General features: G+C 38.8%; 21 protein-coding genes and 3 tRNA genes. 21 read left to right on the top strand and 3 right to left on the bottom strand.

Translation table 11 applies throughout. The annotated features are described in order from the left end of the window. Positions 1 to 215: 215 nt before the first annotated feature. The 20 genes from clpB to ACAN52_RS19415 all read left to right on the top strand — a co-directional run bounded on the left by clpB (position 216) and on the right by ACAN52_RS19415 (position 21,849). A complete protein-coding gene (gene clpB / locus ACAN52_RS19510; protein ID WP_378956655.1) occupies positions 216 to 2,801 on the top strand; it encodes an ATP-dependent chaperone ClpB in 2,586 nt (861 codons plus the stop codon). A gap of 76 nt (positions 2,802 to 2,877) precedes the next feature. Then, on the top strand, positions 2,878 to 3,303 hold the full coding sequence (locus ACAN52_RS19505) for a peptidylprolyl isomerase (protein ID WP_378956653.1): 426 nt from the start codon (positions 2,878 to 2,880) through the stop codon (positions 3,301 to 3,303). A 424-nt stretch (positions 3,304 to 3,727) separates the two neighbouring features. After that, positions 3,728 to 4,684 (top strand): aspartate carbamoyltransferase catalytic subunit, encoded by a 957-nt coding sequence (locus ACAN52_RS19500; RefSeq protein WP_378956651.1) that lies wholly within the window; start codon positions 3,728 to 3,730, stop codon positions 4,682 to 4,684. Further along, complete coding sequence (locus ACAN52_RS19495; protein WP_378956649.1) at positions 4,668 to 5,957, top strand: dihydroorotase; 1,290 nt, start codon at positions 4,668 to 4,670, stop codon at positions 5,955 to 5,957. Before ACAN52_RS19500 ends, ACAN52_RS19495 begins: the two co-directional genes overlap by 17 nt. Further along, a complete protein-coding gene (carA, locus tag ACAN52_RS19490; RefSeq protein ID WP_378956648.1) occupies positions 5,954 to 7,018 on the top strand; it encodes a glutamine-hydrolyzing carbamoyl-phosphate synthase small subunit in 1,065 nt (354 codons plus the stop codon). The genes ACAN52_RS19495 and carA overlap by 4 nt, the downstream gene beginning before the upstream one ends. Before the next feature lie 2 nt (positions 7,019 to 7,020). Continuing rightward, a complete protein-coding gene (carB, locus tag ACAN52_RS19485; protein ID WP_378956646.1) occupies positions 7,021 to 10,242 on the top strand; it encodes a carbamoyl-phosphate synthase large subunit in 3,222 nt (1,073 codons plus the stop codon). Further along, the gene (locus ACAN52_RS19480) at positions 10,235 to 11,008 is read left to right on the top strand and encodes a dihydroorotate dehydrogenase electron transfer subunit (protein ID WP_378956644.1); all 774 of its coding nucleotides are present in this window, start codon (positions 10,235 to 10,237) and stop codon (positions 11,006 to 11,008) included. The genes carB and ACAN52_RS19480 overlap by 8 nt, the downstream gene beginning before the upstream one ends. Next, a complete protein-coding gene (locus ACAN52_RS19475) occupies positions 11,002 to 11,904 on the top strand; it encodes a dihydroorotate dehydrogenase (protein WP_378956642.1) in 903 nt (300 codons plus the stop codon). Before ACAN52_RS19480 ends, ACAN52_RS19475 begins: the two co-directional genes overlap by 7 nt. Positions 11,905 to 11,921: 17 nt before the next feature. Next, entirely contained in the window at positions 11,922 to 12,641 is a 720-nt protein-coding gene (pyrF, locus tag ACAN52_RS19470) for an orotidine-5'-phosphate decarboxylase (protein WP_378956714.1), read from the top strand. Beyond that, a complete protein-coding gene (pyrE, locus tag ACAN52_RS19465; RefSeq protein ID WP_378956640.1) occupies positions 12,638 to 13,210 on the top strand; it encodes an orotate phosphoribosyltransferase in 573 nt (190 codons plus the stop codon). The genes pyrF and pyrE overlap by 4 nt, the downstream gene beginning before the upstream one ends. A gap of 119 nt (positions 13,211 to 13,329) precedes the next feature. Next, positions 13,330 to 13,405: transfer RNA gene (locus ACAN52_RS19460), tRNA-Asp, on the top strand. 8 nt (positions 13,406 to 13,413) lie between these two features. Further along, a tRNA-Gly gene (locus tag ACAN52_RS19455) sits at positions 13,414 to 13,488 on the top strand. A gap of 1 nt (position 13,489) precedes the next feature. Continuing rightward, positions 13,490 to 13,565, top strand: a tRNA-Trp gene (locus ACAN52_RS19450). 263 nt (positions 13,566 to 13,828) lie between these two features. Beyond that, positions 13,829 to 14,533 carry a GntR family transcriptional regulator gene (locus tag ACAN52_RS19445; protein ID WP_378956638.1) on the top strand — a complete coding sequence of 235 codons (705 nt, stop codon included), beginning with the start codon at positions 13,829 to 13,831 and terminating at the stop codon, positions 14,531 to 14,533. Positions 14,534 to 14,801: 268 nt separating this feature from the next. Continuing rightward, positions 14,802 to 15,872: a mannonate dehydratase gene (gene uxuA, locus ACAN52_RS19440; RefSeq protein ID WP_378956636.1), complete on the top strand. Its 1,071-nt coding sequence runs from the start codon at positions 14,802 to 14,804 to the stop codon at positions 15,870 to 15,872. 21 nt (positions 15,873 to 15,893) lie between these two features. Then, positions 15,894 to 17,513: a mannitol dehydrogenase family protein gene (locus ACAN52_RS19435; protein ID WP_378956634.1), complete on the top strand. Its 1,620-nt coding sequence runs from the start codon at positions 15,894 to 15,896 to the stop codon at positions 17,511 to 17,513. A 324-nt stretch (positions 17,514 to 17,837) separates the two neighbouring features. Further along, positions 17,838 to 19,241, top strand: coding sequence for a glucuronate isomerase (uxaC, locus tag ACAN52_RS19430; protein WP_378956632.1), 1,404 nt, complete (start codon positions 17,838 to 17,840; stop codon positions 19,239 to 19,241). 49 nt (positions 19,242 to 19,290) lie between these two features. Then, positions 19,291 to 19,935, top strand: coding sequence for a bifunctional 2-keto-4-hydroxyglutarate aldolase/2-keto-3-deoxy-6-phosphogluconate aldolase (locus tag ACAN52_RS19425; protein WP_378956630.1), 645 nt, complete (start codon positions 19,291 to 19,293; stop codon positions 19,933 to 19,935). Between the two features lie 270 nt (positions 19,936 to 20,205). Next, entirely contained in the window at positions 20,206 to 20,652 is a 447-nt protein-coding gene (locus tag ACAN52_RS19420; protein WP_378956629.1) for a MarR family winged helix-turn-helix transcriptional regulator, read from the top strand. Positions 20,653 to 20,739: 87 nt separating this feature from the next. Next, a complete protein-coding gene (locus ACAN52_RS19415; RefSeq protein WP_378956628.1) occupies positions 20,740 to 21,849 on the top strand; it encodes an Acg family FMN-binding oxidoreductase in 1,110 nt (369 codons plus the stop codon). Positions 21,850 to 21,988: 139 nt separating this feature from the next. Here ACAN52_RS19415 and ACAN52_RS19410 read toward each other — a convergent pair whose 3' ends face one another. Genes ACAN52_RS19410 through ACAN52_RS19400 form a run of 3 tightly spaced genes read right to left on the bottom strand, consistent with a single transcriptional unit; the run spans position 21,989 to position 24,671 of the window. Then, on the bottom strand, positions 21,989 to 22,780 hold the full coding sequence (locus ACAN52_RS19410) for an ABC transporter ATP-binding protein (RefSeq protein ID WP_378956627.1): 792 nt from the start codon (positions 22,778 to 22,780) through the stop codon (positions 21,989 to 21,991). Positions 22,781 to 22,796: 16 nt separating this feature from the next. Beyond that, positions 22,797 to 23,570, bottom strand: coding sequence for an ABC transporter permease (locus ACAN52_RS19405; protein WP_378956626.1), 774 nt, complete (start codon positions 23,568 to 23,570; stop codon positions 22,797 to 22,799). 27 nt (positions 23,571 to 23,597) lie between these two features. Further along, complete coding sequence (locus tag ACAN52_RS19400) at positions 23,598 to 24,671, bottom strand: ABC transporter substrate-binding protein (RefSeq protein WP_378956625.1); 1,074 nt, start codon at positions 24,669 to 24,671, stop codon at positions 23,598 to 23,600. 121 nt (positions 24,672 to 24,792) lie between these two features. Between ACAN52_RS19400 and ACAN52_RS19395 the strand changes: the two genes are divergently transcribed. Continuing rightward, on the top strand, positions 24,793 to 25,473 hold the full coding sequence (locus ACAN52_RS19395) for a hypothetical protein (protein ID WP_378956624.1): 681 nt from the start codon (positions 24,793 to 24,795) through the stop codon (positions 25,471 to 25,473).

The following is a 25,473-nucleotide window of genomic DNA, read 5'->3' as shown; positions in this document are numbered from 1 at the left end:
CTCCGATATAATGGATTGAGTTCGCAGATATGACGATAAAAATATGTCAAAAAATACAACGAGCTCTTCTTGTAATATAACACACCTCTTAGGAGATGTAAAAAATCTATCACTTAAAACCATATCATAAGGTTGCAGGAATTTTGTGTTGAATGGCAAATAAATGTAGTATAAATCACAACTTTGGACATGATGATATGAGGAGGAGATTCACTATGGCACAAGACAAATTTACTCAAAAGGCGATGGCTGCTTTGCAGGAGTCGCAGCAACTTAGCGCGCTTTATTATCACCAAGAAGTAACGACAAGGCATTTGCTTATGGCCTTAGTAAAAGAAGCAGAAGGTTTAATCCAAGAAATTATGTCACAGTCTAAGGTTGATGCCAAACTCTTTCAGGCTAAAGTAGAACAATTATTGAAAGAACAACCAGGAGTGCGGGGACAAGATAGTGGTTTGAGGATGAATACCGCAATGATCCGGGTCATGGCGTTGGCCGAAAAAATGGCGACAACTATGAAAGATGATTATGTCAGTACAGAACATTTATTATTGGCGATTGTGGATGATGGTGATCATGATGTAGTCCAGCTTTGCAAACAATTTGGACTTCATGGCAGCCGCATTCAAAAGATCATCAGTGAATACCGTAAGGGACAACGGATTACAAATGATAATCCTGAAGAAGGTTATAATTCTTTAGAAAAATATGGACGAGACCTAACAAAGATGGCTGAGCAAGGAAAGCTTGATCCGGTGATTGGCCGTGATGAAGAAATTCGCCGAGTCATCGAAATCTTGTCACGGCGGACTAAAAATAATCCAGTGTTAATTGGTGAACCTGGTGTTGGCAAAACTGCGATCGTTGAAGGGTTAGCGCGGCGTATTGTCGCTGGCGACGTTCCTGAGACACTGAAAAATAAAGTTCTATACTCTTTAGATCTAGGATCGATGGTAGCTGGTGCTAAGTTTCGTGGAGAATTTGAAGAGCGATTAAAAAGTGTTTTGAATGAAATTGTAAAATCTGAAGGGAAAATATTACTCTTTATTGACGAACTTCATACCGTGGTGGGTGCTGGTGCGGCGGAAGGGGCGATGGATGCAGGTAATATCCTCAAACCTATGTTAGCGCGGGGTGAACTGCGGTGCATTGGTGCAACGACTTTGAATGAATATCGTAAATATATTGAAAAAGACGCGGCCTTAGAGCGACGTTTCCAACCTGTACATGTTGGGCAGCCAACAGTTGAAGATACGATTTCTATTTTGCGGGGCTTAAAGGAACGTTATGAAATTCATCATGGTATCCGCATTAAAGATTCGGCATTGGTAGCGGCGGCAATTTTGTCCGATCGTTATATTTCCGATCGTTTCTTGCCTGATAAAGCCATTGATTTAGTGGATGAATCCAGTGCAAAACTTCGTACTGAAATTGATTCTATGCCTACAGAACTCGATGAAATTCAGCGTCGGGTGATGCAGCTTGAAATTGAAGAGCAAGCATTGAATAAAGAAAGTGATACTGATTCCATGGAACGGTTAGCGCGTATCCAGGAAGAACTCAAAGGACTGCGTCAGCAAGTAGGCAATTTGAAAACTCAATGGGAAACTGAAAAACAAGCGATTGTTCGTTTGCGTAGTATTAAGAAGGAAATTGAATCTGTTAAGAGTGAGATGGAGAGCGCTGAACGTGCTTATGATCTTAATCATTTGGCAGAACTAAAATATGGTCGTCTTCCTGAGCTTGAAAAGCAACTTAACGAAGAAGAGGACATACTGGCAAAGAAACGAACAACGAATACTTTGCTAAAAGAAGAAGTGAGTGAGGATGATATCGCTCAGGTCGTGAGTCGGTGGACAGGTATTCCAGTCAATCGAATGTTAGCTGGTGAGCGAGAAAAGTTGGCCAATCTTGAAAATGTCTTACATAAACGTTTGGTTGGGCAAGATTATGCTGTACAAGCTGTCAGTGATGCCATCATAAGGGCCCGAGTTGGAATTAAAGATCCAAATCGTCCCATTGGTTCTTTTATCTTTCTTGGGCCAACTGGAGTCGGTAAAACAGAATTAGCAAAAACATTGGCAGAAGTTTTATTTGATGATGAACGAAGTATCATTCGTTTGGATATGAGCGAATATATGGAAAAACACACCATCGCAAGATTGATCGGTGCTCCTCCTGGTTATGTAGGTTATGAAGAAGGGGGGCAACTGACTGAGGCTGTACGTCGCCGTCCTTATAGTGTGATTCTTCTAGATGAAATCGAAAAGGCGCATAAAGATGTACTGAATGTCTTACTGCAAATTCTCGATGATGGACGATTGACGGATGGCAAAGGACGTACTGTCAATTTTAAAAATACAGTGATTATCATGACTTCAAATTTAGGGGCTGCCGATATTTTGCAAAATGAATTCCGTGTGGCAAAAGAATTGGTTCTTACTATGGTTAAAACTTATTTCCGTCCAGAGTTTTTAAATCGTATTGATGATATTATTGTATTTAATGCCCTGACATTAGAACAGGTTAGTCACATTGCAGGACTTATGTTAGAGCATCTTGCCAGCCGATTGCAAAAACAACTAAATATTGCCTTGGTGTGGGATGAGGCTGCACTGACCTTACTAGCACAAGATGGATATGACCCAGCTTTTGGCGCAAGACCTCTGCGGCGGCAGATTAGTCAGTCGGTGGAAACTGAACTGAGTAAGATGCTTGTTCGCGGTCAAATTTCCGAAGGTGATAGCGTAAAATTAGGAGTGCATAATGGCTCTATGGTATTAACAAAAAACGTAAAATAAGATAGGATTATTTTACTAATCCTAATTGCTAAAATGTGATATAATAGCAAGATAACAAAAAAGTGAGGTATTACTAATGAAAAAAGCAATCATTGAAATGGAAAAGGGCAAAATTGTCATTGAGTTATTTGAAAAGGAAGCGCCAAATACAGTTGCTAACTTTGAGAAATTAATTACGGAAGGTTTTTATGATGGACTTTCCTTTCACCGCGTTATTAAAGGTTTCGTAGCGCAAGGTGGTTGTCCAAAGGGTAATGGTACTGGCGGACCTGGTTATACAATTAAGTGCGAAACAAAAGGCAACCCTCATAAACATGATAGAGGTTCCTTGTCCATGGCTCATGCTGGTCCTAATACAGGTGGCAGTCAGTTCTTCATCGTATATGAGCCACAACCTCATTTAGATGGTATTCATACTGTTTTTGGAAAAGTCATTGAAGGTCTAGATGTTGTTGATCAAATTCGCCAAGGCGACAAAATGTTAAAAGTTACAGTTGAATAATATTATCTGCCACAAAGGTTCTATTTTAGAACTTTTGTGGCAGTTTTCTTAAAAACTATTGACAATCCATAGGTAAATTTGATATGCTACATTAAATAGAATATAGCCTTTAAGCTGGTCCTGTGAGGCGAGCAAGGAGACATTTAGTAAAGTAGTGTATTACCTATGCCTTCTTGCGTCATCATACGCCAAGAAGGCATTTTTGTTTGCCTTTTAATGGGTAGCAATTGTCTTCTGGATATGATAGTATATATATGCATGAAATATGAATAAATATTAGTCGATAAAACGCTATCAATAAAAAAACTCTACTTAAGCAAGGCGTATTCTGTTGTAAAATACAAATACTAATCTGTAAGTTTATCCGATGAGTAAGTTACTTTAGGATATTTGGTTAGGGTTTTAGTTATGAGGAGGAGTGTCTATGAGTAAACGTCAGATTTCATTGCGAGGAAAAGATATTTTAGGTTTAGAAACCATGACAGTTCCAGAAATCGAATTAATTTTGGCGACGGCCCAAGAGATGAAGTCGGTAATTGACCGTGATATAAAGAAAGTGCCAACTTTGCGTGGCAAATCCATTGTTAATTTGTTTTTCGAAGCAAGCACGAGGACTCGAACTTCTTTCGAATTAGCAGGTAAATACTTAGGGGCTGATGTTGTTAATATTACGGCAAGTGCCAGCAGTGTGACAAAAGGGGAAAGTTTGCGTGACACGTTGTATACGGTAGAAGCCATGGGCGTTGATATTATTGTGATGCGTCATAGTGCTGATGGTGCGGCACAGTACGCTGCCAAGGTGGCGAAACCTGTAATCGTTAATGCTGGTGATGGTGCTCATGAACATCCAACCCAAGGTTTGCTGGATATGTTTAGTATTAAAGAGAAAAAAGGAAATTTGGCTGGACTTAAGGTTGCCATCATTGGTGATATTTTACACAGTCGAGTTGCACGATCGAATATTTGGGGACTGCAAAAGATGGGTGCTGAAGTACATTTAGCAGGGCCTAAAACTTTAATGCCACGGGATATTGAGCAAACTGGTGTCTATGTACACAATCGTGTCGAAGATGCGCTCGATGGGGCCGATGTTGTGAATGTCTTGCGTATTCAAAGAGAACGTCAACATAAAGGTTTGTTTCCATCAGCAAGAGAGTATGCACGAATTTTTGGTATCAACCAAACCCGCTTGGAATTGGCAAAGCCAGATGCCCTCATTATGCATCCAGGCCCGATGAATCGGGGACTTGAGATTTCTCCTGATGTGGCATATGGTGATCAGTCAGTGATACAAGAACAGGTTAAAAATGGACTGGCAGTGAGAATGGCCGTGCTGTTTTTGGTGCTGATGGGAGGTAAAGACATTGAAACTACTGCTTAAAGGTGGAAGAATCGTCAATCCAGCACAAAGTTTTGATGCTGTGGCAGATTTATTAATTGAAGATGGTCATGTTATTGAAATCGGCGAAAATATTAGCGCGGAAGGTGCAGAAATTTTTGACGCTGAAGGATTGGTCGTTGCTCCAGGACTCATCGATATGCATGTACATTTACGTGAACCTGGGCTGGAAGCGAAAGAAGACATTGTATCAGGTACTCGCGCCGCTGCTGCAGGAGGATTTACAACAATTGCTTGTATGCCAAATACCAAGCCTGCTGTCGATAGTTCCATTGTCGTTTCTGGAATTATACATCGCGCTCAATATGAAGGTGTTGTGAATGTAAAAGTCATTGGAGCGTTGAGTAAAGGACAAGAGGGCAAGGAACTAGCGGAAATTGGAGATATGATTTTCACGGGTGCAGTTGCCATTTCTGATGATGGAAGTTCTTTAAATAACAACAGTCTGTTGAAAACAGGTCTTGAATATACAAGTATGTTTGATTGTCCAGTCATTACCCATTCAGAAGATGAATCTTTGGTGGAAGATGGGGTTATGCATGAAGGTGCAGTTTCTGCCATGCTTGGTATGAAAGGGCGACCAGCTGTTGCGGAAGACATTGCAGTAGCGCGGGATATTATGCTTGCTGAGTATGCTGATGCAAAACTTCACATTGCTCATGTGAGCAGTAAAGGTGCGGTAGAACTCATACGCCAAGCTAAGAAAAAAGGCATTAAAGTGACGGCTGAGGCCACGCCCCATCATTTGACTCTTACAGATGAGGCGGTAAAAACCTTTGATACAGCAACGAAAGTTAATCCGCCACTACGGTCGGCAGATCATGTGGATGCTTTAATAAAAGGTTTGCAAGATGGAACCATTGATGCCATTGCCACAGATCATGCGCCTCATGCTTTTGAGGAAAAAGATATGGAGTATAAAGTGGCGCCTCCTGGTTTTACAGGGATGGAAACAGCTCTTGGCGTGGTATTGACAGGCTTATATCATACGGGTACACTTACATTATTGGAGCTGATTGAGCGTATGTCCACAGCTCCAGCGCGCATCTTAGGTCTTGAAGCTGGTGTGCTTAAGGTTGGATGCAACGCAGATATTACCATATTTGATGCAGATGCAGAATGGATTGTAGATAGTCGTAAATTTTATACAAAAGGCAAACATACTCCTTTTGACAAAAAGCCACTAAAAGGCAAAGTCGTGGCAACAATAGTCAAAGGCAAGTTTGTTATGCGAAATGGTGAGGTGTGTACATGAAAGGCAAATTAATATTAGAAGATGGTAGTGTATTTACAGGGGAAATCTTACTCGACACGGGTGTTGTTGGTGAAGTTGTATTTAATACAGGTATGACTGGATATCAAGAAATATTAACAGATCCTTCCTACTGCGGACAAATTGTGACTTTGACCTATCCTCTTGTTGGTAATTATGGAGTGGCTGAGTTATTTGAACAATCAAGGCAGTCTTTTGTGCGAGGATTTATTATAAGTGAGTTGTGTGAAGAGCCAAGTAATTGGCAACTGCAAAATACATTAAAAGATTATCTCCTTAAAAATAAAATTCAATGTATCTATGGTGTGGATACACGCGCTATTACACGACGGATTCGTTCTCATGGCACAATGAAAGGTATCATTGTTTCAGAACAAGTAAGTGAAGAAGAGATCGCTCAATATTTTGCAAAGCCAGCAGTAACAGGCGAAGTAATGGAAGTAACAACACCAGAAGTATACCGCATTGAAAATGACGGGCCTCATGTTGTTGTCATGGATTTTGGTATCAAAAAGAATATCCTTAATTCTTTAAGCAAACTAGGATGTTCCTTAACAGTCGTACCAGCTGATATGGGAGTACAGAAAATTTTGGCGCTTAAACCAGACGGTATCTTTTTGTCCAATGGACCTGGTGATCCAAAAGATGTGATGTGTGCTGTTGAAACCATTAAAGAATTAATTGGTAAAAAACCGATCTTTGGCATTTGTTTAGGGCATCAATTATTAGCCCTAGCCCTTGGTGCTGATACGTATAAATTAAAATTTGGTCATCGTGGTTCAAATCAACCTGTGAAAAATTTATTGACAGGTCGAGTACACATTACTTCACAAAATCATGGATATGCAGTAGAAGAAGCTTCATTGATCGGTAAAGATGTGATCATTAGTCATCGAGCAGTCAATGATCAGACCGTTGAAGGAATTCGACATAATCAATTACCGATATTTTCCGTTCAATATCATCCTGAAGCATCACCAGGACCTGATGATAGCACCTATTTATTTGATGAATTTATGGTTCTGCTCAAGAAAGGGGTATAATTATGCCAAAAAAACAATATCTTAAAAAAGTAATGGTCATTGGTTCAGGTCCGATCGTCATTGGGCAAGCTGCTGAGTTTGATTATGCTGGTACACAAGCATGCCGCGCCCTCAAAGAAGAAGGACTTGAAGTTGTCCTCGTTAATAGTAATCCTGCGACGATCATGACAGATACGAATATTGCTGATCGCGTTTATATAGAACCTTTGACGTTAGATTTCCTTGAAGCCATTATTGCCAAAGAACGTCCTGATGGATTACTTGCCACATTGGGCGGGCAGGCAGGGCTTAACTTAGCTGTTGAATTACATGAGAGTGGAGTACTTTCAAATTTTAATGTGGAATTATTGGGAACACCATTAAGTGCGATCAAAAAAGCTGAAGATCGGGAATTATTTAAGGCGACTATGCAAGAAATTGGTCAGCCAGTTCCTGAAAGTACCACTGTAGAAGATGTGGAAGCCGCTTGCTTATTTGCACGTAAAATTGGTTATCCTATCATTGTACGTCCTGCTTATACTATGGGTGGTGCAGGTGGCGGTATTGTTGATAATGAAGTTGATTTAATCAGCACTGTGACCCGGGGATTAAAATACAGTATGATTGGTCAAGTTCTCATTGAACGCAGTGTTGCCGGTTGGAAAGAAATTGAATATGAAGTGATTCGTGATGCTAACGACAACTGTATTGTTGTGTGTAACATGGAAAATTTTGATCCTGTTGGCGTGCATACTGGAGATAGTATCGTTGTTGCTCCTTCCCAAACTTTAACAGATCATGAATATCAGATGCTCAGAACAGCTTCCTTGAATATCATTCGTGCGCTAGGAATTGAAGGCGGTTGCAATGCTCAATACGCTCTTGATCCTAATACAAATAATTATTATGTTATTGAAGTGAATCCACGGGTAAGTCGTTCGAGTGCTCTCGCTTCAAAAGCAACAGGTTATCCGATTGCGAAAGTTGCTAGTAAGATTGCCATTGGTTATCATTTGGATGAAATACAAAACGCAGTAACAAAGAAAACAATGGCTTGCTTTGAACCTGCTCTCGATTATATTGTCGTTAAATTCCCGCGTTGGCCTTTTGATAAATTTATTTATGCAGATCGCATATTAGGTACCCAAATGAAGGCAACGGGTGAAGTGATGTCCATTGATCGTTCTTTTGAAGGTGCCTTATTAAAAGCTGTACGTTCTTTAGAAATTGGTGTTCATCGTTTGCAAATTCCTGAAATTGGAAAACTTACAACGGAAGAAGTACAAAAGAAATTAACCATTACCAATGATGAGCGGATCTTTGTCATCGCAGAAGCTCTGCGCCGCCGCATTAGTATCGATGAAATTCATGAAATTACAAAAGTCGATTACTTCTTTATTAATAAACTTAGAAATATTGTTAAAATGGAAAAACGTTTGCTTGTGGAAGAACATAGCCCAGAATTAATGTTGGCAGCAAAGAAAATGGGATTTGCAGACAAATCCATTGCAGAAATTTCTGGAAGAACCATAGAAGAGGTACGAGAAGGGCGCAAAAGCCAAAACATTGTGCCAAGTTACAAAATGGTTGATACGTGTGCTGCTGAGTTTGAAGCAGATACACCTTACTATTACTCTACTTATGCCCAAGAGGATGAAGTTCTTGTATCTGATAAACGCAAAATTATGGTGCTTGGTTCCGGTCCTATCCGGATTGGCCAAGGGGTAGAATTTGATTATTGTTCTGTTCACTCCGTATGGGCATTGCGCGACATGGGGCTTCAGTCAATTATTGTTAATAATAATCCTGAAACAGTCAGTACAGATTTTGATACGGCAGACAGTCTGTATTTTGAACCTTTAACGCCAGAAGATGTACTTAATATTATCGATAAAGAAAAGCCTGAAGGGGTTATTGTACAGTTTGGTGGACAAACAGCTATTAATTTGGCAGGACCACTGGCGAAAGCTGGGGTTAAAATCATGGGTACAAGCGTAGAAGATATCGATCGCGCTGAAGATCGAGAAAAATTTGATGCCCTCTTGGAAAGCTTAAATATTCCAAGACCACGAGGCGGAACGGTTACTAACGGTGAGGATGCTGTTCTTGAGGCTGCTAAAATAGGTTATCCTGTTGTGGTTCGTCCTTCTTATGTTCTCGGTGGTCGGGCGATGGAAATTGTGTATGACGAAGATGAACTAAAAGATTATATGACGAGAGCGGTAAAGGCTTCTCCAGAGCATCCAGTACTTGTTGATCGTTATATGCAAGGTACTGAAGTTGAAGTAGATGCCATTTCTGACGGAAAAGATGTCTTTATTCCAGGAATTATGGAACATGTGGAACGTGCAGGAGTTCATTCTGGTGACAGTATTGCTGTATATCCAACTCAAACCTTATCTCCTGAGGTCATTAAGATTATCGTAGATTATACGACTCGCTTGGCGACAGGATTGAATGTAAGAGGTGTAATCAACATTCAATATGTAGTGGTTGAAGACGGTGTTTACGTGATTGAAGTCAATCCGCGTTCTAGCCGTACCATTCCTTTCTTAAGCAAAGTGACAGATGTACCAATGGTTAATGTTGCTACGCGTGTTGCCATGGGCGAGACACTTCGTTCTCTTGGTTATCAATCTGGCTTAATGCCAGCAAAACCTTATATTGCAGTGAAAGCACCTGTGTTTTCTTTCTCCAAGATGCAACAAGTTGATATTTCCTTAGGGCCCGAAATGAAATCTACGGGCGAAGTTATGGGGATTGATTATCACTATGCGAGAGCTTTATATAAAGCCATTACTGGTGCAGGGATGAATATACCAGAACGTGGTACAGTACTATTTACAGTAGCAGATAAAGATAAAGAAGAGGGCGGGGAACTTGCTAAAGGTCTTGCTGACCTTGGTTATCGTATCGTTGCTACTGGTGGAACAGCCACTCATCTGCAATCATTAGGGCTAGATGTGGATGTTGTTCACAAAATGCATGAGCACAAACCTGATATTATGCAAATGATCAAGAGTGGTAAGATTAATATGGTCATTAATACACTCACTCATGGTAAAGCGCCTGAACGTGATGGTTATAAAATACGTCGAGCAACAGTAGAACATGCCATTCCGTGTTTTACATCAATGGATACTGCGAAAGCTGTTTTTGATGTATTGACTTTCATGCGGGAACGCCGTTTATCCTATGTACTTGCGATCCAAGATTATGTGGGCGGAGGCGATAGCCTTGCCTAAAATGCTGGTAAAGGCTCAAGTAATCGATAATCGAGAAATTGGTACTCAGGTCAAAGAATTAGTGCTGTATGCTCCAGAAATTGCAGCGCAAGCTATACCAGGGCAATTTCTCCATATTCGAGTAGCCAATGCTACTTATCATCCTCTATTACGTCGTCCCCTCAGCATTTCAGATGTGGATGCTGAGGAGGGCACTGTAAGCACTATTTATCGGATTGTCGGTCATGGTACGGCTTGTCTTGCTACGCTAAACAACAGTGATATTGTGGATACCATTGGACCTTTGGGCAATGGTTTTAAATTGCAAGGAAAACGACCTCTGCTCGTTGGAGGTGGAATGGGATTGGCGCCGCTCGTTTGTCTAGCAGGCGCCTTATGCCCAAGACCCATCGAAGTCCTAATGGGTGGGCGTACGGAAGAAGAAATGTTTTGGGTGGATATGTTCACCGATATGTGCAGTAATCTTCATATTACCACTGATGATGGTACGTTAGGGAGCCAAGGCGTTACTCTTGACCTGTTACCAGGCTTACTAAAAACGGGGAAATACGATATGATTTATACCTGCGGTCCTCATATTATGATGGATGGCGTGGCGAAACTTGCACAGGAATATCAGATTCCTTGCCAAATTTCTTTAGAAGAGTACATGGCCTGTGGCGTCGGTGGTTGTTTGTCCTGTACATGTGCTATGACGGATGGATCACGGAAAAAAGTATGTACTGATGGACCCGTTTTTTGGGCTGAGGAGGTGGTTTCATGTTAGCGGTCGATATTGCCGGCATCAAAATGAAAACACCTGTGATGACAGCGTCAGGAACCTTTGGTTTTGGTACGGAATACAGTGATTTTGTAGATCTGAATCAAATCGGTGCTGTGGTCGTTAAAGGTACAACTTTGAAACCGCGGCCTGGAAATAAGGGACGCCGTATTGCTGAAACTCCAGCAGGAATGCTCAACTCAATTGGGCTCGAAAATCCAGGAGTTGAAGAATTTTTAAAAAGTATATTACCGAATTTGGCTGGGTATGATGTACCCATCATTGTGAATATTTCTGGTAATACAGTAGAAGAATATGGTGAATTGGCTGCTCTTCTTACGGTTCCAGGCATCGCTGGTTTGGAACTCAATATTTCTTGTCCTAATGTAAAGGAAGGCGGAATTGCTTTTGGTACCCAATGCAATAGTGCTGCAGCTGTTGTGGAGATGGCAAAACGCAATACGAATTTACCTGTCATTGTTAAATTATCCCCTAATGTCACTGATATTGTAGAAATGGCAAAGGCTGTGGAACAAGCTGGAGCAGATGCCATATCTCTTATTAATACGTTACTTGGTATGGCCATTGATATTCATAAATGGAAACCAGTGCTTGGTAATGTAGTGGGCGGTTTGTCTGGTCCAGCTGTTAAACCTGTCGCAGTACGTATGGTATGGCAAGTTGCTCAAGCTGTTCAGGTGCCGATTATTGGTATGGGTGGTATTGTGACTGCTGAAGATGCGATCGAATTTATGTTGGCAGGGGCAAGTGCTGTTGCTGTTGGGACAGGCAATTTTGTCAATCCATGTGCTGCACAAGCAGTAGCAGATGGTATTAAGAGTTATCTGGAGAAAAGAAACTTAGCAAGTGTGAACCAACTTGTTGGTCAAGTGATGATATAAATTTTGGATGTGATATGGTGAAAGCTGATAAACGTTTAATCGTTGCCATCGATGTTCATTCTATGGACAAAGTACAGCAATTAGTTGAAACTCTAGGGGACAGTGTTAATTATTATAAAGTGGGCATGGAGCTATTTTATAGTGTAGGCAGTCAAGTGATTACCTACTTGCGTGCTCAAGGAAAAGATGTCTTTCTAGATCTGAAATTACATGATATCCCTAATACTGTAGGGCAAGGGTTAGCCACACTTACAGGACTTGGAGTATCCATGCTTAATGTACATGCTTCAGGCGGCCCTGCTATGATGAAAGCAGGTGCTGAAGCTGTACGGAAAAAAGCCGATGAGATGGGCATTGAACGTCCAAAATTAATTGCTGTGACGGTATTAACCAGTATTAATTCTGCTGAATGGTCTGCTCTTGGTTATGATTTAGATTTGTCAAAACAAGTAGTACATTTGGCAAAACTTGCGCAACAGGCGGGGTTAGACGGAGTCGTGGCTTCCCCCCAAGAGGCCGAGGCCATTCGCGCTATCTGTGGGGATGAATTTGTGATTGTTACACCTGGAATCAGGCCAAGTGGTGCGGCGATTAATGATCAAAGTCGGATCGCGACACCGGCTGGTGCTCTCAAAAATGGTGCTCATCAGTTAGTCATTGGGCGTCCAATTACAGCCGCAGAAAATCCTCGTCAAGCAGTACAAGCTATTTTAGAAGAAATGAGGGATAAGGCATGACAGAAGTTGAAGTAAAACAGTTATTTATCGAAACAGGAGCTATATTGGAAGGACATTTTTTGTTGACTTCAGGATTACATAGTCCTTTATATGTAGAAAAATTTCAAGTTCTCCAGCACCCAAAACATACAGAATCCTTATGCAAGGCTTTGGCTGAGCGCTTTGTACAAGATGATGTAGAGCTTGTAATAGGGCCGATTACAGGAGGAATTCTGCTTGCTCATGAAGTGGGTAAAAACTTAGGAACGCGCGCTATTTTTACGGAACGTGAAAATGGACGTATGACTTTGCGTCGTGGTTTTGTAATCGAACCTGGTCAGCGTGTACTTATTGTTGAAGATATTATTACAACAGGTGGTTCGGTCAAAGAGGTCATCGATGTTGTTAAGGAACATGGCGGCATACCAGTTGGTGTAGGAATACTGGTTGATCGCAGTGACGGGACTGTAGATTTTGGTGTACCGCATCAAGCCTTGTTGCATCTTACGGTCGAAACTTATCAGGCTGAGTCTTGCCCTCTTTGTGCAAGTGGTCAGGCGATCACTAAACGTGGTAGTCGCAAATTATAAACTCGTTTTGAACACTGAAAAAATATTGAATTAATTAACATAATAATTAAAAAAACTATTGCAATCATATAAAGGTTATGTTATTATATAGAAGTTGGTTGTTGCGAAACACGACATGTGGCCCAGTAGTTTAGCGGTTAGAATGCCGCCCTGTCACGGCGGAGGTCGTCGGTTCAAATCCGATCTGGGTCGCCATTCATTATGCGGGAATAGCTCAGCGGTAGAGCATCGCCTTGCCAAGGCGAGGGTCGGGAGTTCGAATCTCCTTTCCCGCTCCATAGGGGTATAGCTCAATTGGTAGAGTAGCGGTCTCCAAAACCGTTGGTTGAGGGTTCAAGTCCTTCTGCCCCTGCCACTCAAATCGATTAACGACGCGGCTTTTTGCTACGTCGTTTTTTTATTGCGGATCGGAAAGTATGAGACTTTTTTGATTCCGAGTAAGAATGACATCAGGCTATTGTCTGTGTCTTAAGACTTGGTATAAACCAAGTCTTTTCTTATATCGATGTAAATTAATAAAAATACCATAATTTATTTGGAAATATACAATAATATTGATATATTAGTAATACTATATGAATTTATCAATATTAAATAAAAAGAAATGAGAGGGCTAGCATGGATGTCGTTATAATTGATAAAATTGTCCAAGAATCTACGCGTGAATATGTATATCGTTTTTTGAAATCGAATATAATGCAATTAAGGCTTATCCCGGGTAGCGCTTTATCGGAAAAAGAAATATCGCAGCTATTAGGTGTAAGTAGAACCCCTGTTCGTGAAGCGTTCATTCAATTATCTCAGGAATATTTGCTTGATATTTTACCTCAAAAAGGAACCTATGTATCACTAATTGATATTGAAAATGTTGATGAATCTAAGTTTTTGCGCGAGACAGTAGAACGGGTGGTCGTTGGTATTGCTTGTACAGAGTTTCCTAGTGATAAACTTTTTGAGCTTCAATCGAATCTTGCCTTACAAGAATTGTGCATGGAACAAAAAAATTATTTAAAATTTTATGATCTTGATGAAGAATTCCATAAAACAATCTTTGTAGGATGCAAAAAAGCGCGGACATGGTCTATGATTCAACAAATGAACACCCACTATAATCGAGTTCGCATGTTAAATATGGCTGGTGGCTATAACGTAACACCCGTTTTGAATCAACATAAGGAATTAGTTTTAGCAATTAAAGAAAAAGATGTAGCTTTGGGCATAAAGACCATTGAGCGTCACTTGAATAAAGTGAAATTTGATATCCAAGAGTTGTATAGAGATCATGTTGATTATTTTAAACAACAAAATCCGGTGTTGAGATAATTTTATACATAGTGCAGAAAATAGCTACTTGAAAAGATTTTGACTTTTTAGGTAGCTATTTTTATTTTATTAATCATTCTAAAAAAACTTAAAAATTAGATTTTAATGAATAATACTAATAAATGGTATTTACACTAGTATGGTAGTATGGTAGAATAATTTTAACAAGCAGATAGCATTAATTCGCTTCTTACGATTAGTAGGTCATCATTGCGATAAGTTAATGAAATCAGTTTTGTTATTTAATATTAAAGGGGGCCAAAAACAAATGATTATGTCATTTCGTTGGTACGGTAAAGAAAACGATTCAATATCCTTGCAGAATATACGTCAAATTCCTGGAATGAGAGGAGTTGTAGGAGCTTTATTCGATGTGCCCGTTGGTGAAGTTTGGCCGATGGATAAAATTCTTGCTTTAAAAGAAGAGATTGAGGAGCAAGGTTTGGTACTTGAAACTATAGAAAGTGTTAATATTCATGAAGATATTAAATTAGGCCTTCCAACGCGAGACCTATATATTGAAAATTACATCACTACATTGAAACGTCTTGGTCAAGCGGGTGTCAAAGTTGTTTGTTATAACTTTATGCCAGTATTTGACTGGACTCGAACTGATTTAGCTAAAGTGTTACCTGATGGTTCGACAGTTTTAGATTTTGATATGAAGTTGATTCGTGATAAAGATCCGCAAAAATTGGTAGAAGAAATGCAAGCCAATTCCAATGGATTTGAACTTCCAGGCTGGGAAGCATGGCGTTTGAAAGAACTAAAGAATCTGTTTGAATTGTATAAAGATATTGATGAAGAAAAACTATTTGAGCATTTAGAGTACTTTTTGAAAGCTGTTGTGCCTGCAGCGGAAGAAGCTGGCATCAAGATGGCTATTCATCCAGATGATCCACCTTGTTCTGTTTTTGGTCTTCCTAGGATCGTAACGTCTAAGAAAAATTTAAAAAGAATTGTTGATATGGTTGATAGTACGAGCAATGGACTCACTATCTGTAGCGGTTCTTTAGGTGCGAATCTAGAAAATAATATCCCTGAAATTATCCGTTACTTTGGTGACCGGGTTGCCTTTGGACATGTGCGTAATGTTCAGGTTCATGAACCAGGTGTATTTAATGAAACAGCCCACAAAGCCGATGAAGGTTCTCTAGACATCTATGAAATTATGAAGGCTTTCCATGATATCGGTTTTACTGGACCGATCCGTCCTGACCATGGCCGAATGATATGGGGCGAAAATGGTAGACCGGGTTACGGTTTATATGATAGAGCCTTAGGAGCTAATTATTTGTGTGGTCTTTGGGATGCCATTGTTAGAGGCGCAAATAAATAGAAAGGGGAGAGGGGGTTTTTCATGTTAGTCTTAAATCAAGAAAGTATAAAAAACGTTGACCTATGGAAAAAAGCAGGTATAGAAAATCTGAATTTTAATCATGAGCAAATGTCGGCTTCGACAAAAGAAAATCCTACATGGGTACACTTTGGAGCCGGAAATATTTTCAGAGGATTTATAGCAATGCTTCAACAATCACTTCTCAACTCAAAAAAAGTAGATTCAGGAATTGTTGTTGTGGAAACCTATGATCATGAAATTATCGAAAAAATTTATGCACCTTACGATAATTTAGGATTGCTCGCCATTATGAATACAGATGGTAGCTTAGACAAAGAAATTATCGGAAGCATCGGCGAAAGTCTAATCGGAGATCCTTCAAAAGAAGAGGATTGGAAGAGAATACAAACTATATTTTCTAAACCTTCTCTGCAGCTTGCAAGTTTTACGATTACAGAAAAAGGTTATAGTTTAAAAAATTCTGCAGGTGATTATTCAGCTGAAGTACAAGAAGATATGGCAAATGGTCCTCGGCAGCCTAAAAGTGTCATGGGCAAGATTGCATCATTAGCATATACTCGTTATCAACATGGTCAACTTCCGATTGCTTTTGTAAGTATGGATAACTGCTCTCATAATGGAGATAAACTGTATAATGCAGTGGAAACTATTGCTAGAAAATGGGTTACACAAGGTTTGGTTGAAGAAGGATTCTTGCAGTATATCAATGATCCTGCAAAAGTATCTTTCCCATGGAGCATGATTGATAAAATTACACCTAGACCTGCTGATAGTGTAAAAGATGCATTAAATCAAAGTGGCTTTGGCAGTACAGATATTCTTTGTACGACTAAAAATACATTTATTGCTCCTTTTGTTAATGCAGAGAAACCACAGTATTTAGTTATTGAAGATAAATTTCCTAATGGTCGTATGCCTTTAGAAGAGGTAGGGGTAATTTTTACAGACAGACAGACGGTAGATCGGGTTGAAAAGATGAAAGTATGTACTTGTTTAAATCCGTTGCATACTTCCCTTGCCGTTTTTGGCTGTTTATTAGGATATACATTAATTGCAGACGAGATGAAAAATCCAAACTTAAAAGGATTAGTAGAAAAAGTTGGATATGAAGAAGGGATGCCAGTCGTCGTAAATCCGCAGATTGTTGATCCGGAAGCTTTTATCAAGGAAGTTATTGAAGTGAGATTCCCGAATCCTTATATCCCTGATACTCCGCAACGTATTGCCTCTGATACCTCACAAAAAGTAGGCATTCGATTTGGAGAGACGATAAAAGCTTATTGCGAAAGACCTGATTTGGACCCTAAAACTCTTCAGTATATTCCTCTCGTTATTGCTGGTTGGTGTAGATATTTGATGGGCCTTGATGATCAAGGAAATAAGATGAGTTTAAGTCCAGACCCATTATTGAGTATGTTGCAAGTTCACATTTCTGGAATTGAATTAGGAAATGTAGAATCTGTAGGGGATTCTTTAGAACCAATACTTTCCAATGAAGAAATATTTGGCGTGAATCTTTATAATATTGGTTTAGGCGAAAAAATTGAAAATTATTTTAAAGAATTGATTTCAGGAGTTGGCGCTGTAAAAGCTACCCTAGAAAAACATATAACAATTTAATAATTCCAATAATATGACGTAAGATGTATGTAGAAGATAAACCCAGGAGTGTCAGCTTATATGAGTTTCTGGGTTTATCTTACGGAATAATAATTTTTTTTACTATTTGTGATCTAATAAGTTACCTTAATTATAAATTTCTCTGTAAATGTAGAAGTATAATGAGAAGAAACAAAATATTTACATTTGTCATAATTTACTGAATTATGTTGATCGAACGGCTATGTTTGTTGCCCTGCCGATCTTAAATAAAAAGTTTGATATACATCTGCATTTGTGCTAGCTGCATAAATATAAAATTGAAAATAATGGTAGGTGATGTACATGAATGGATTTATGGATGAAAATTATCTCTTAGAGACAGAAACTGCTAAAAAATTATATTTTGAGTATGCAAAAGATATGCCCATTTTCGATTATCATTGTCATCTTCCCGTTCAAGAAATTGCAGATGACAAAAAGTTTGAGAATATAACACAACTCTGGCTAAGTGGCGATCATTATAAATGGAGAGCCTTAAGAGCGAATGGTATATCGGAAGACTATATTACAGGAAATAAAAGCGATTATGAAAAGTTTACGAAATGGGCTGAAACAGTTCCTTATACAGTAGGGAATCCTTTATTTCAATGGACGTATTTTGAACTCAAATCTTATTTTGGAATACAAGATCATTTAACGCCAAAAACGGCAGATGCCATATGGAAAAAATGCAATGAGATGCTTCAACAAGAAAGCTTTTCAGCAAGAAATTTAATTAAGCGATCGAATGTACAAGCTCTTTGCACAACAGATGATCCAGTAGATACTTTAGAGTATCACAAACAAATAAAAGCGGATGAAAGCTTTGATGTAAAGGTTCTTCCAACCTTTAGACCTGATATGGCTTTGGAAATTGGCCATGAGAATTTTCAGAAATGGATGAATAAGTTGGGAAGTCTTACAGGTGTTACGATTGCAACTCTTGATGATTATCTTGAGGCGTTGAAACGTAGAATTGAAGATTTTCACGAAGTTGGTTGTCGATTATCTGATCATGGCCTATCTGAACATTTTTATCAGGAATCTAATTCAGTAGAGATCGATCAGATATTTCAAAAGCGTTTTGATAAAGACTCAATCGGAGCGGAAGACCAACTGAAATTCCGGTCAGCAATTCTAGTGTATCTTGGAAAAGAATATGCAAAACGTGGTTGGGCGATGCAAATTCACATTGGTGCAATACGCAATACCAATAGCAAGATGTTACATTCCATTGGAATTAATACTGGTTTTGATACGATTGCAGATTTTAATTTTGCCAATGAGTTAGCTGCTTTTTTGAATGCCCTGGATGTTTCAAATTTACTTCCTAAAACCATCTTGTATTGTTTGAATCCGAGAGATAATTATATGTTGGCAGCTATGGCAGGAAACTTCCAAAGTGACTCGCCAGGTAAGGTTCAATTCGGATCAGCATGGTGGTTCAATGATCATGAAGATGGTATGATCGATCAAATGAAGGCTTTATCGAGTATTGGTCTATTTTCGAGATTTGTTGGTATGCTGACAGATTCCAGAAGTTTTATCTCTTATACAAGACATGAATACTTTAGAAGAATTATGTGTAATCTTATTGGAAATTGGGTAGAAAAAGGCAGTTTCTATCAAGATTTTGACTTCTTAGGTGAAATGGTACAAGGAATATGTTTCAATAATGTAAAAAAATATTTAGATGTTGAAATGTAACAATCAATAAGACAAGTTAAATCAGATAATACTGAGGGGAGCATTTTATATGATAGCCAAATTTAATCGAATTCAAAGAATAACAAAGTCTGGAGTTGTAGCAGTTGTTCGTGGTGATACTTCTGAACAAGCCTTGCGAGTAGCTGAAGCTTGTCGGAAAGGTGGAGTAAACGCTATTGAAATTACTTTTACTATACCTGGTGCAAGTAAGGTCATAGAGGATTTGACCAAAGCCTACAAAGATGATGAAATGATTATTGGGGCGGGAACTGTCCTTGATCCAGAGACAGCAAGAATTGCAATCTTAGCGGGAGCCCAATATATAGTCAGTCCATCCTTTAACTTGGAGACAGTCAAATTGTGCAATCGTTATCAAATACCAATTATGACTGGAGCCATGACGATTGATGGCGTGGTCGCTGCCATGGAAGCTGGCGTTGACATTGTAAAAATATTCCCAGGAGAAGTCTTCGGTCCTTCTTTTATTAAAGCGATCAAAGGGCCATTACCTCAAGCAAACCTCATGCCAACGGGAGGCGTGAGTCTTGAGAATGTGGATCAATGGATAAAAGCAGGATGTGTAGCAGTTGGTGTAGGCAGTAATCTTACTGGTGGTGCAAAAACAGGAGATTATCAGTTGATTACTGACATTGCCAAACAATTCGTTGAAAAAGTTAAAATTGCTCGCGGTTGATCATGTGGACAACTAGATAAGAAACTCCCACAGAATTTTAATTCTGTGGGAGTTCATTATTCATCACTTCATCACGCAAAATAGACCAAATGCCTTGACATAATGTATTCTAGAATTGAATAAGTGAAATGTCTTGCGAGCTTTGGAGACAAATATTAAGAGTATAAGGGGAAAAATCTGGAAATTCAAAGAAGAAAACTTGACAATGAGTAAACTAATTTGTACTATATAGTTAGTTTTATAAAACTAATATCTGGTGAGGTAAAGATTATGTTGGTAGAAGATTTAATTGTAAAGGCCATTGATGTATTATCGCAATCAATGCGTCAGGTAATGCGAAAATATAAAGAGGAATCGCCAGAGGAAAGTGAGCTTTTTAATCTTACAATAACCCAGTTGCATTATCTCTATGCCATAAGGGAAATGAGAAATCCAACTTATACTGAGTTGGCCCAAAAGTTTAACGTTCAAAAGTCGACAGTTACTGTTACTATCAATAAACTAATTCAACGTGATTATATATATAAAACACAGTCGGTCGATGATTTAAGAGTGTTTCATCTTCAACTTTCCCCAAAGGGGCAAAGGCTAATGGAAATTGAGGACCAGGGATATCGGCAATTTGCCACCCAAATCACAGCCTGCCTAGATGATTCACAAAAAGAAGAGTTTGCGAAGCTTTTACTCATCATTGCCGGTTCATCATCTCGCGGATAGGGGGATATGATGTTAGTAAATAGTTAGTTTCTTAAAACTAATTATTGGGTGAATGTGCTAAACGAGAAGTCTTTGGAGGGAGAGTATATGAATAGGAGGACTTTTCTCAGTTATAGTGGATTAGGTTTTCTTATATTAAGTGGGGTTACTGTAGTACAGTTGTTAAATCAAAACAACTATCGTTATGAAAGTATACCTGATAATAAAGAGGGTATTTTAGATGATGATTTTTTCTATATTATATATTTGGCATCACTGGCACCTAGCGGGCATAACACACAGCCATGGACTATAAGGATGATCAATAGGAATCACTGGGTCCTTGGAACCGAAAAATCTCGATGGTTGCCTGCGGTTGATCCAGAAAATCGGGAAGTATTATTATCGTTGGGAGCTTTTTTAGAAAACCTGATCATTGCTGCGGGAATAAAGGGATATGATGTTGAAACTGAAATACGGGCAAATCATCCGTTGGATAGTGAAATAGTTGATATTAAACTATACAAGACTCATAAAACAACAAATTTTAATGAGGAAAAAATTATATTGCGAAGAACGATAAGAAATAATTTTCTAAATGATTCATTATCTGTCGAGGATCTCAAAGAAATTATAAGTGATGACCAAGATAGTTTTACTTATTACCCTCAAGAGTCTCAAGGAGGCAAGTATCTTAAAGAAGGAACGATCCTTGCAAATCGGATACAGGCATATCGAAATTCAGCTCAAGAAGAATTGGCAAAATGGATAAGATGGTCTAAAGATGATGTTAGACGTTATATGAATGGACTAACGCCTGAAACCATGGAAATCCAGGGAATAGCCCGGTTGTATGTTGAGAATTTTTATTCGAATAAGTCAGTCATGGATAATAGTTTTCGTGAAGATACAATAAGGACAGTACAACGGCAAGTAAATGGTGGTAGTGGCTGGTTATTACTTGAAAGTAAGGATTCGTCAATTTTAGAACTGATTGCTACAGGTCGGAAATTGCAACGAATGTGGCTTAAAGTTAGAGGTAAAATGATCGCAATTCATCCAATGACCCAGATGCTAGAGGAAGAACCGCTGTTGCAACAGATCGTATCAGAGTTAAATAGTAATAAAAAAATTCAATTCCTATTAAGAGTTGGCTATGTAAAAGATTATCCCAGACCCGTAAGTCCAAGGATGCTTTTATCAAGAATAATGATTTAGTACCTTATCGCTTTTATAAAAGAAAAAAATTTAATTCATTTAATCATGGTTAAGTTAACTTTAGCAAAATCGTTAACCCTAAAGCAAGAGCAGAAAACTGCCTTTAGCGAGAATGATATAGAAATTCCCACAGAACTTTTTAGTTCTGTGGGAGTTTGTTATTCATGACTTCATCACGCAAAATAGACCAAATGGATTGAAATAATGTATTATAATAAAGTGAAGTACGGATCGTAGCGATGTCCCGAGGACGTGGCAGGTCAATATCGATAATAGTTTTAATCATACCAGGATGTGCGCTCATGACCATGACTCTGTCACCAAGACAGAGGGCCTCATCAATACTATGGGTGATAAAGACAGTCGTTTTTTTTGTCCTTTCCCAGATTCTAAGGAGTTCTTGTTGTAAAATGAGACGATTCTGTTCATCGAGAGCGCCGAAGGGTTCATCCATAAGCAATACTTCAGGATCGTTGGCAAAGGCGCGAGCAACGCTAACGCGTTGCTTCATACCGCCTGATAGCTGAGAAGGATAAGAATGAGTGAATTCCTGAAGACCGATCATATGAATATAACCCGCGGCAATTTCATTTCTTTCTTTTTTGGGTATTCCACGCATCCGAAGACCATAGCTCACATTATCAAGTACTGTCATCCAAGGGAAAATTGACTGCTCTTGAAAAACCATTGAATTAATGGGATGGCCATTTTGCGTTGACTTTATCTTTATATTGCCGCTTGAAGCCGTCTCTAGGTCGGCTAAAATACGGAGTAGAGTGGTTTTCCCACAACCGCTAGGCCCGACGATGCAGAAAAATTCTCCATCACCAATGGATAATGAAATATCTTTGAGGGCTGTTGTTTGCCCTTTTTGAGTAGAAAAAATTTTATTGATGTTTTCGATCGAAATTTTTTCGGTGGTATAGGTCATTAGACTCATCCCCTTGTTATAATTCTTGTTTCCAAGGGAGAACCCAGCTTTCAATTCGGTCAAGAATAAGTGAAAAAAGATAGCCGAGACAGGATAAGGTAATGAGGGCTACAAACATTTGTTCAATGTCAAACATATCGTAGGCGCGCCAGATCATCCAACCTACACCGGCTTTGGCTGCGGACATTTCGGCAGCTACAATTAAAATTAAGGCCATACCCATACCGAGCTTTAAGCCTGCAAAAATCATTGGTAAGGCACCGGGGAAAGCCACTGTAAGATAAAAGTTTTTACGACTTGCACCAAAATTTTTAGCCACATCCAAATAAATTTTATCAATGGTGAGCACTCCGGCCATTGTGTTGATGACGACTAAATAAAATACGCCAATCCCAATGGTGAAAATCTTTGATGTCTCACCCAGACCGAAGATTAATAAAATAAGCGGCATTAATGCCAATTTTGGAATGGGATAGGTAGCGGCAATCATTGGCTCAATTGCTGAACGTGCAAAAGGAGATAAGCCCATACTGATGCCTAGAAAAATACCAGGGATAGAGCCTGCCAGAAAGCCCCATAATACTCGTTGCACACTGACTGCCGTATTATATAATAATTCACCAGAAACTAGCAAAGGGATAAAAGAACTCGTGATTAAGCTAGGACTGGAGAATAAACGGACGTCTATCATGTGAATTCGAGCCAAAAACTCCCATGCTAAGAGTAAAGTAAGGGGGGATAATACAGAGATGATCCGAATGTATAGAGTTCGATTTGCCTGTCTCAACATGCACTCATCTCCCAAGGACATTTTAGATTATTGATATTTCCCTAATGTTTGAATTGCAAAGTCTACATATTGATTATCCACAGCATCGGAAAGGGTTATGTTAGATTTTAATAGATTATTACTCTTATACCAGTCTAAATCCATGCTTATGCCTTTAGGACGGACGTAACCATTGGGATTTAGACCAGTTGGGAGCATTTTCTCATAGAGTGCTGCATCCTTGATCACTGAATAGTTGCAGAGAATATCTACAATTTCAGCTTTATTTTTGTTTTTAAAGAAGGCGTCGTTATAATCACGTAGAGATTGTATGTAGGCGGTCATAAATCGGTTGGCTACATCTGGATTCTTAGTCATGCTTGTGCCGAATACTAATAAAGCTGTTTGGGCATCAGGATCATAATCAAAGGGATCTTTCCAAGGGTCAATTAAACCTTTACTTATACCTAAAGTAACGAAGGGTTCGATGATCATAGCGGCGTCAATACTTTTATTACCGAGAGCGACTAATAAATCAGGAAAGGCACGGATAATTTGCAAATCAATATCTTTTGTTGTTAATCCTGCTTTGTCGAGTACTCTTGCTAAAGCAATTTCATCAAGTGAAGCTGTGGCAACAATACCAATTTTTTTGCCATGTAAGTCTTTATAATCTATAATAGTATTCGCCAAATCTTTACGAATGACTAAACGGTAGTAGCCTTGACCAGGGACGTTGATTCCTTTGTCCGCAACAATTTTCACAGGAATATCACGAGACATGGCGTTGAATAAGCCAGAAGAGGTGACTGTTGCGCCAACGTCTAGCTGACCAGCTGCTAATTGATTAATCATTTCTTGCCCTGTATTAAATTGTGTGGGCTCAATAAGGATGCCTACATCTTTATAATAACCTTTTGCCATCCCAATTAAGATGCCTGCATCAGAAGTGACTTGTTTCATGCCGACTTTAACGATTTTTTCTTGGGGTAAAGGAGAGAGTGTTGGTGCCCATGCTGGGGATGCTTGAGAATTGTGTGTAATTTGGCTTTGACTACAGGCTGTAATCAATAATGTGATAAGCACCAAAACTAAGTTCTTTAGCCATAAGGTGTACTTCATCGTTTTTCCTCCTAACACATTTGAATAGTTATCACATCGTATTCATTTTTAGACGATTTGGTGATAAATAAAGGGTTTTACAAGGAAAATAAAGAATAATTATGAAGAAAGGTTGTTATATATGGAAAAAATAATCGCACAAGTAAAATCATGGGAATTATTATCTAAATTACCTCTTGAATTAGAAAGCTTTACATTGGCGATGGAGTTAGAAGAGCGCGGTACACAGTATTGCATATTTACTTATGAGAATAAAGAATGTCATAAAAGCTTTTCTGTGATCTATGATAAAGCGACAAAAGAATTTTTAGCACGGATTGTAGTCGGTTTAATGGAGTATTTTGATGTAAATTTTATTGTCGCTGATATGAAAATTTTAGAAAAATTATTAATTAAAAGATTAAAAGATACTTTAAAAAACTTGGCGGTCTTTAATCAAGATAATTTGGATAGCATCCTAATTGAAAAGAAAATCCTTGAATGGACATATAGTGAGAATTTGCCTCAAGAAATAGCAGGCTTTAGCTTGTTTATTAGACCATCGCAACCTGTAAAAATAATTAATGGCTCATACATTATTCTTGATTATAGTGATTTTTCTAATGAAAGTAATTTGGTTATTTATTATAATATATTTAGAGATGAATTTTTTGGAGAAGTGCGCCTTCACCGTACTCCGCAAATGTCAGGAGTTTTTGATGGAAATACTCTCGATAAACTACAAGAAAATATCGATATCCATCTTACAAAAATTTTAGAAAATATGAGAATTCAATTAGCTAAAGATGATTTACATAAATAA

It is taken from the genome of Pelosinus sp. sgz500959, assembly GCF_042610375.1.
GTDB lineage: Bacteria > Bacillota > Negativicutes > DSM-13327 > DSM-13327 > CTSoil-075.
The sequence above is the reverse complement of the archived record's forward strand: the minus strand, read 5'-3'. Positions and strand labels throughout refer to the sequence as shown.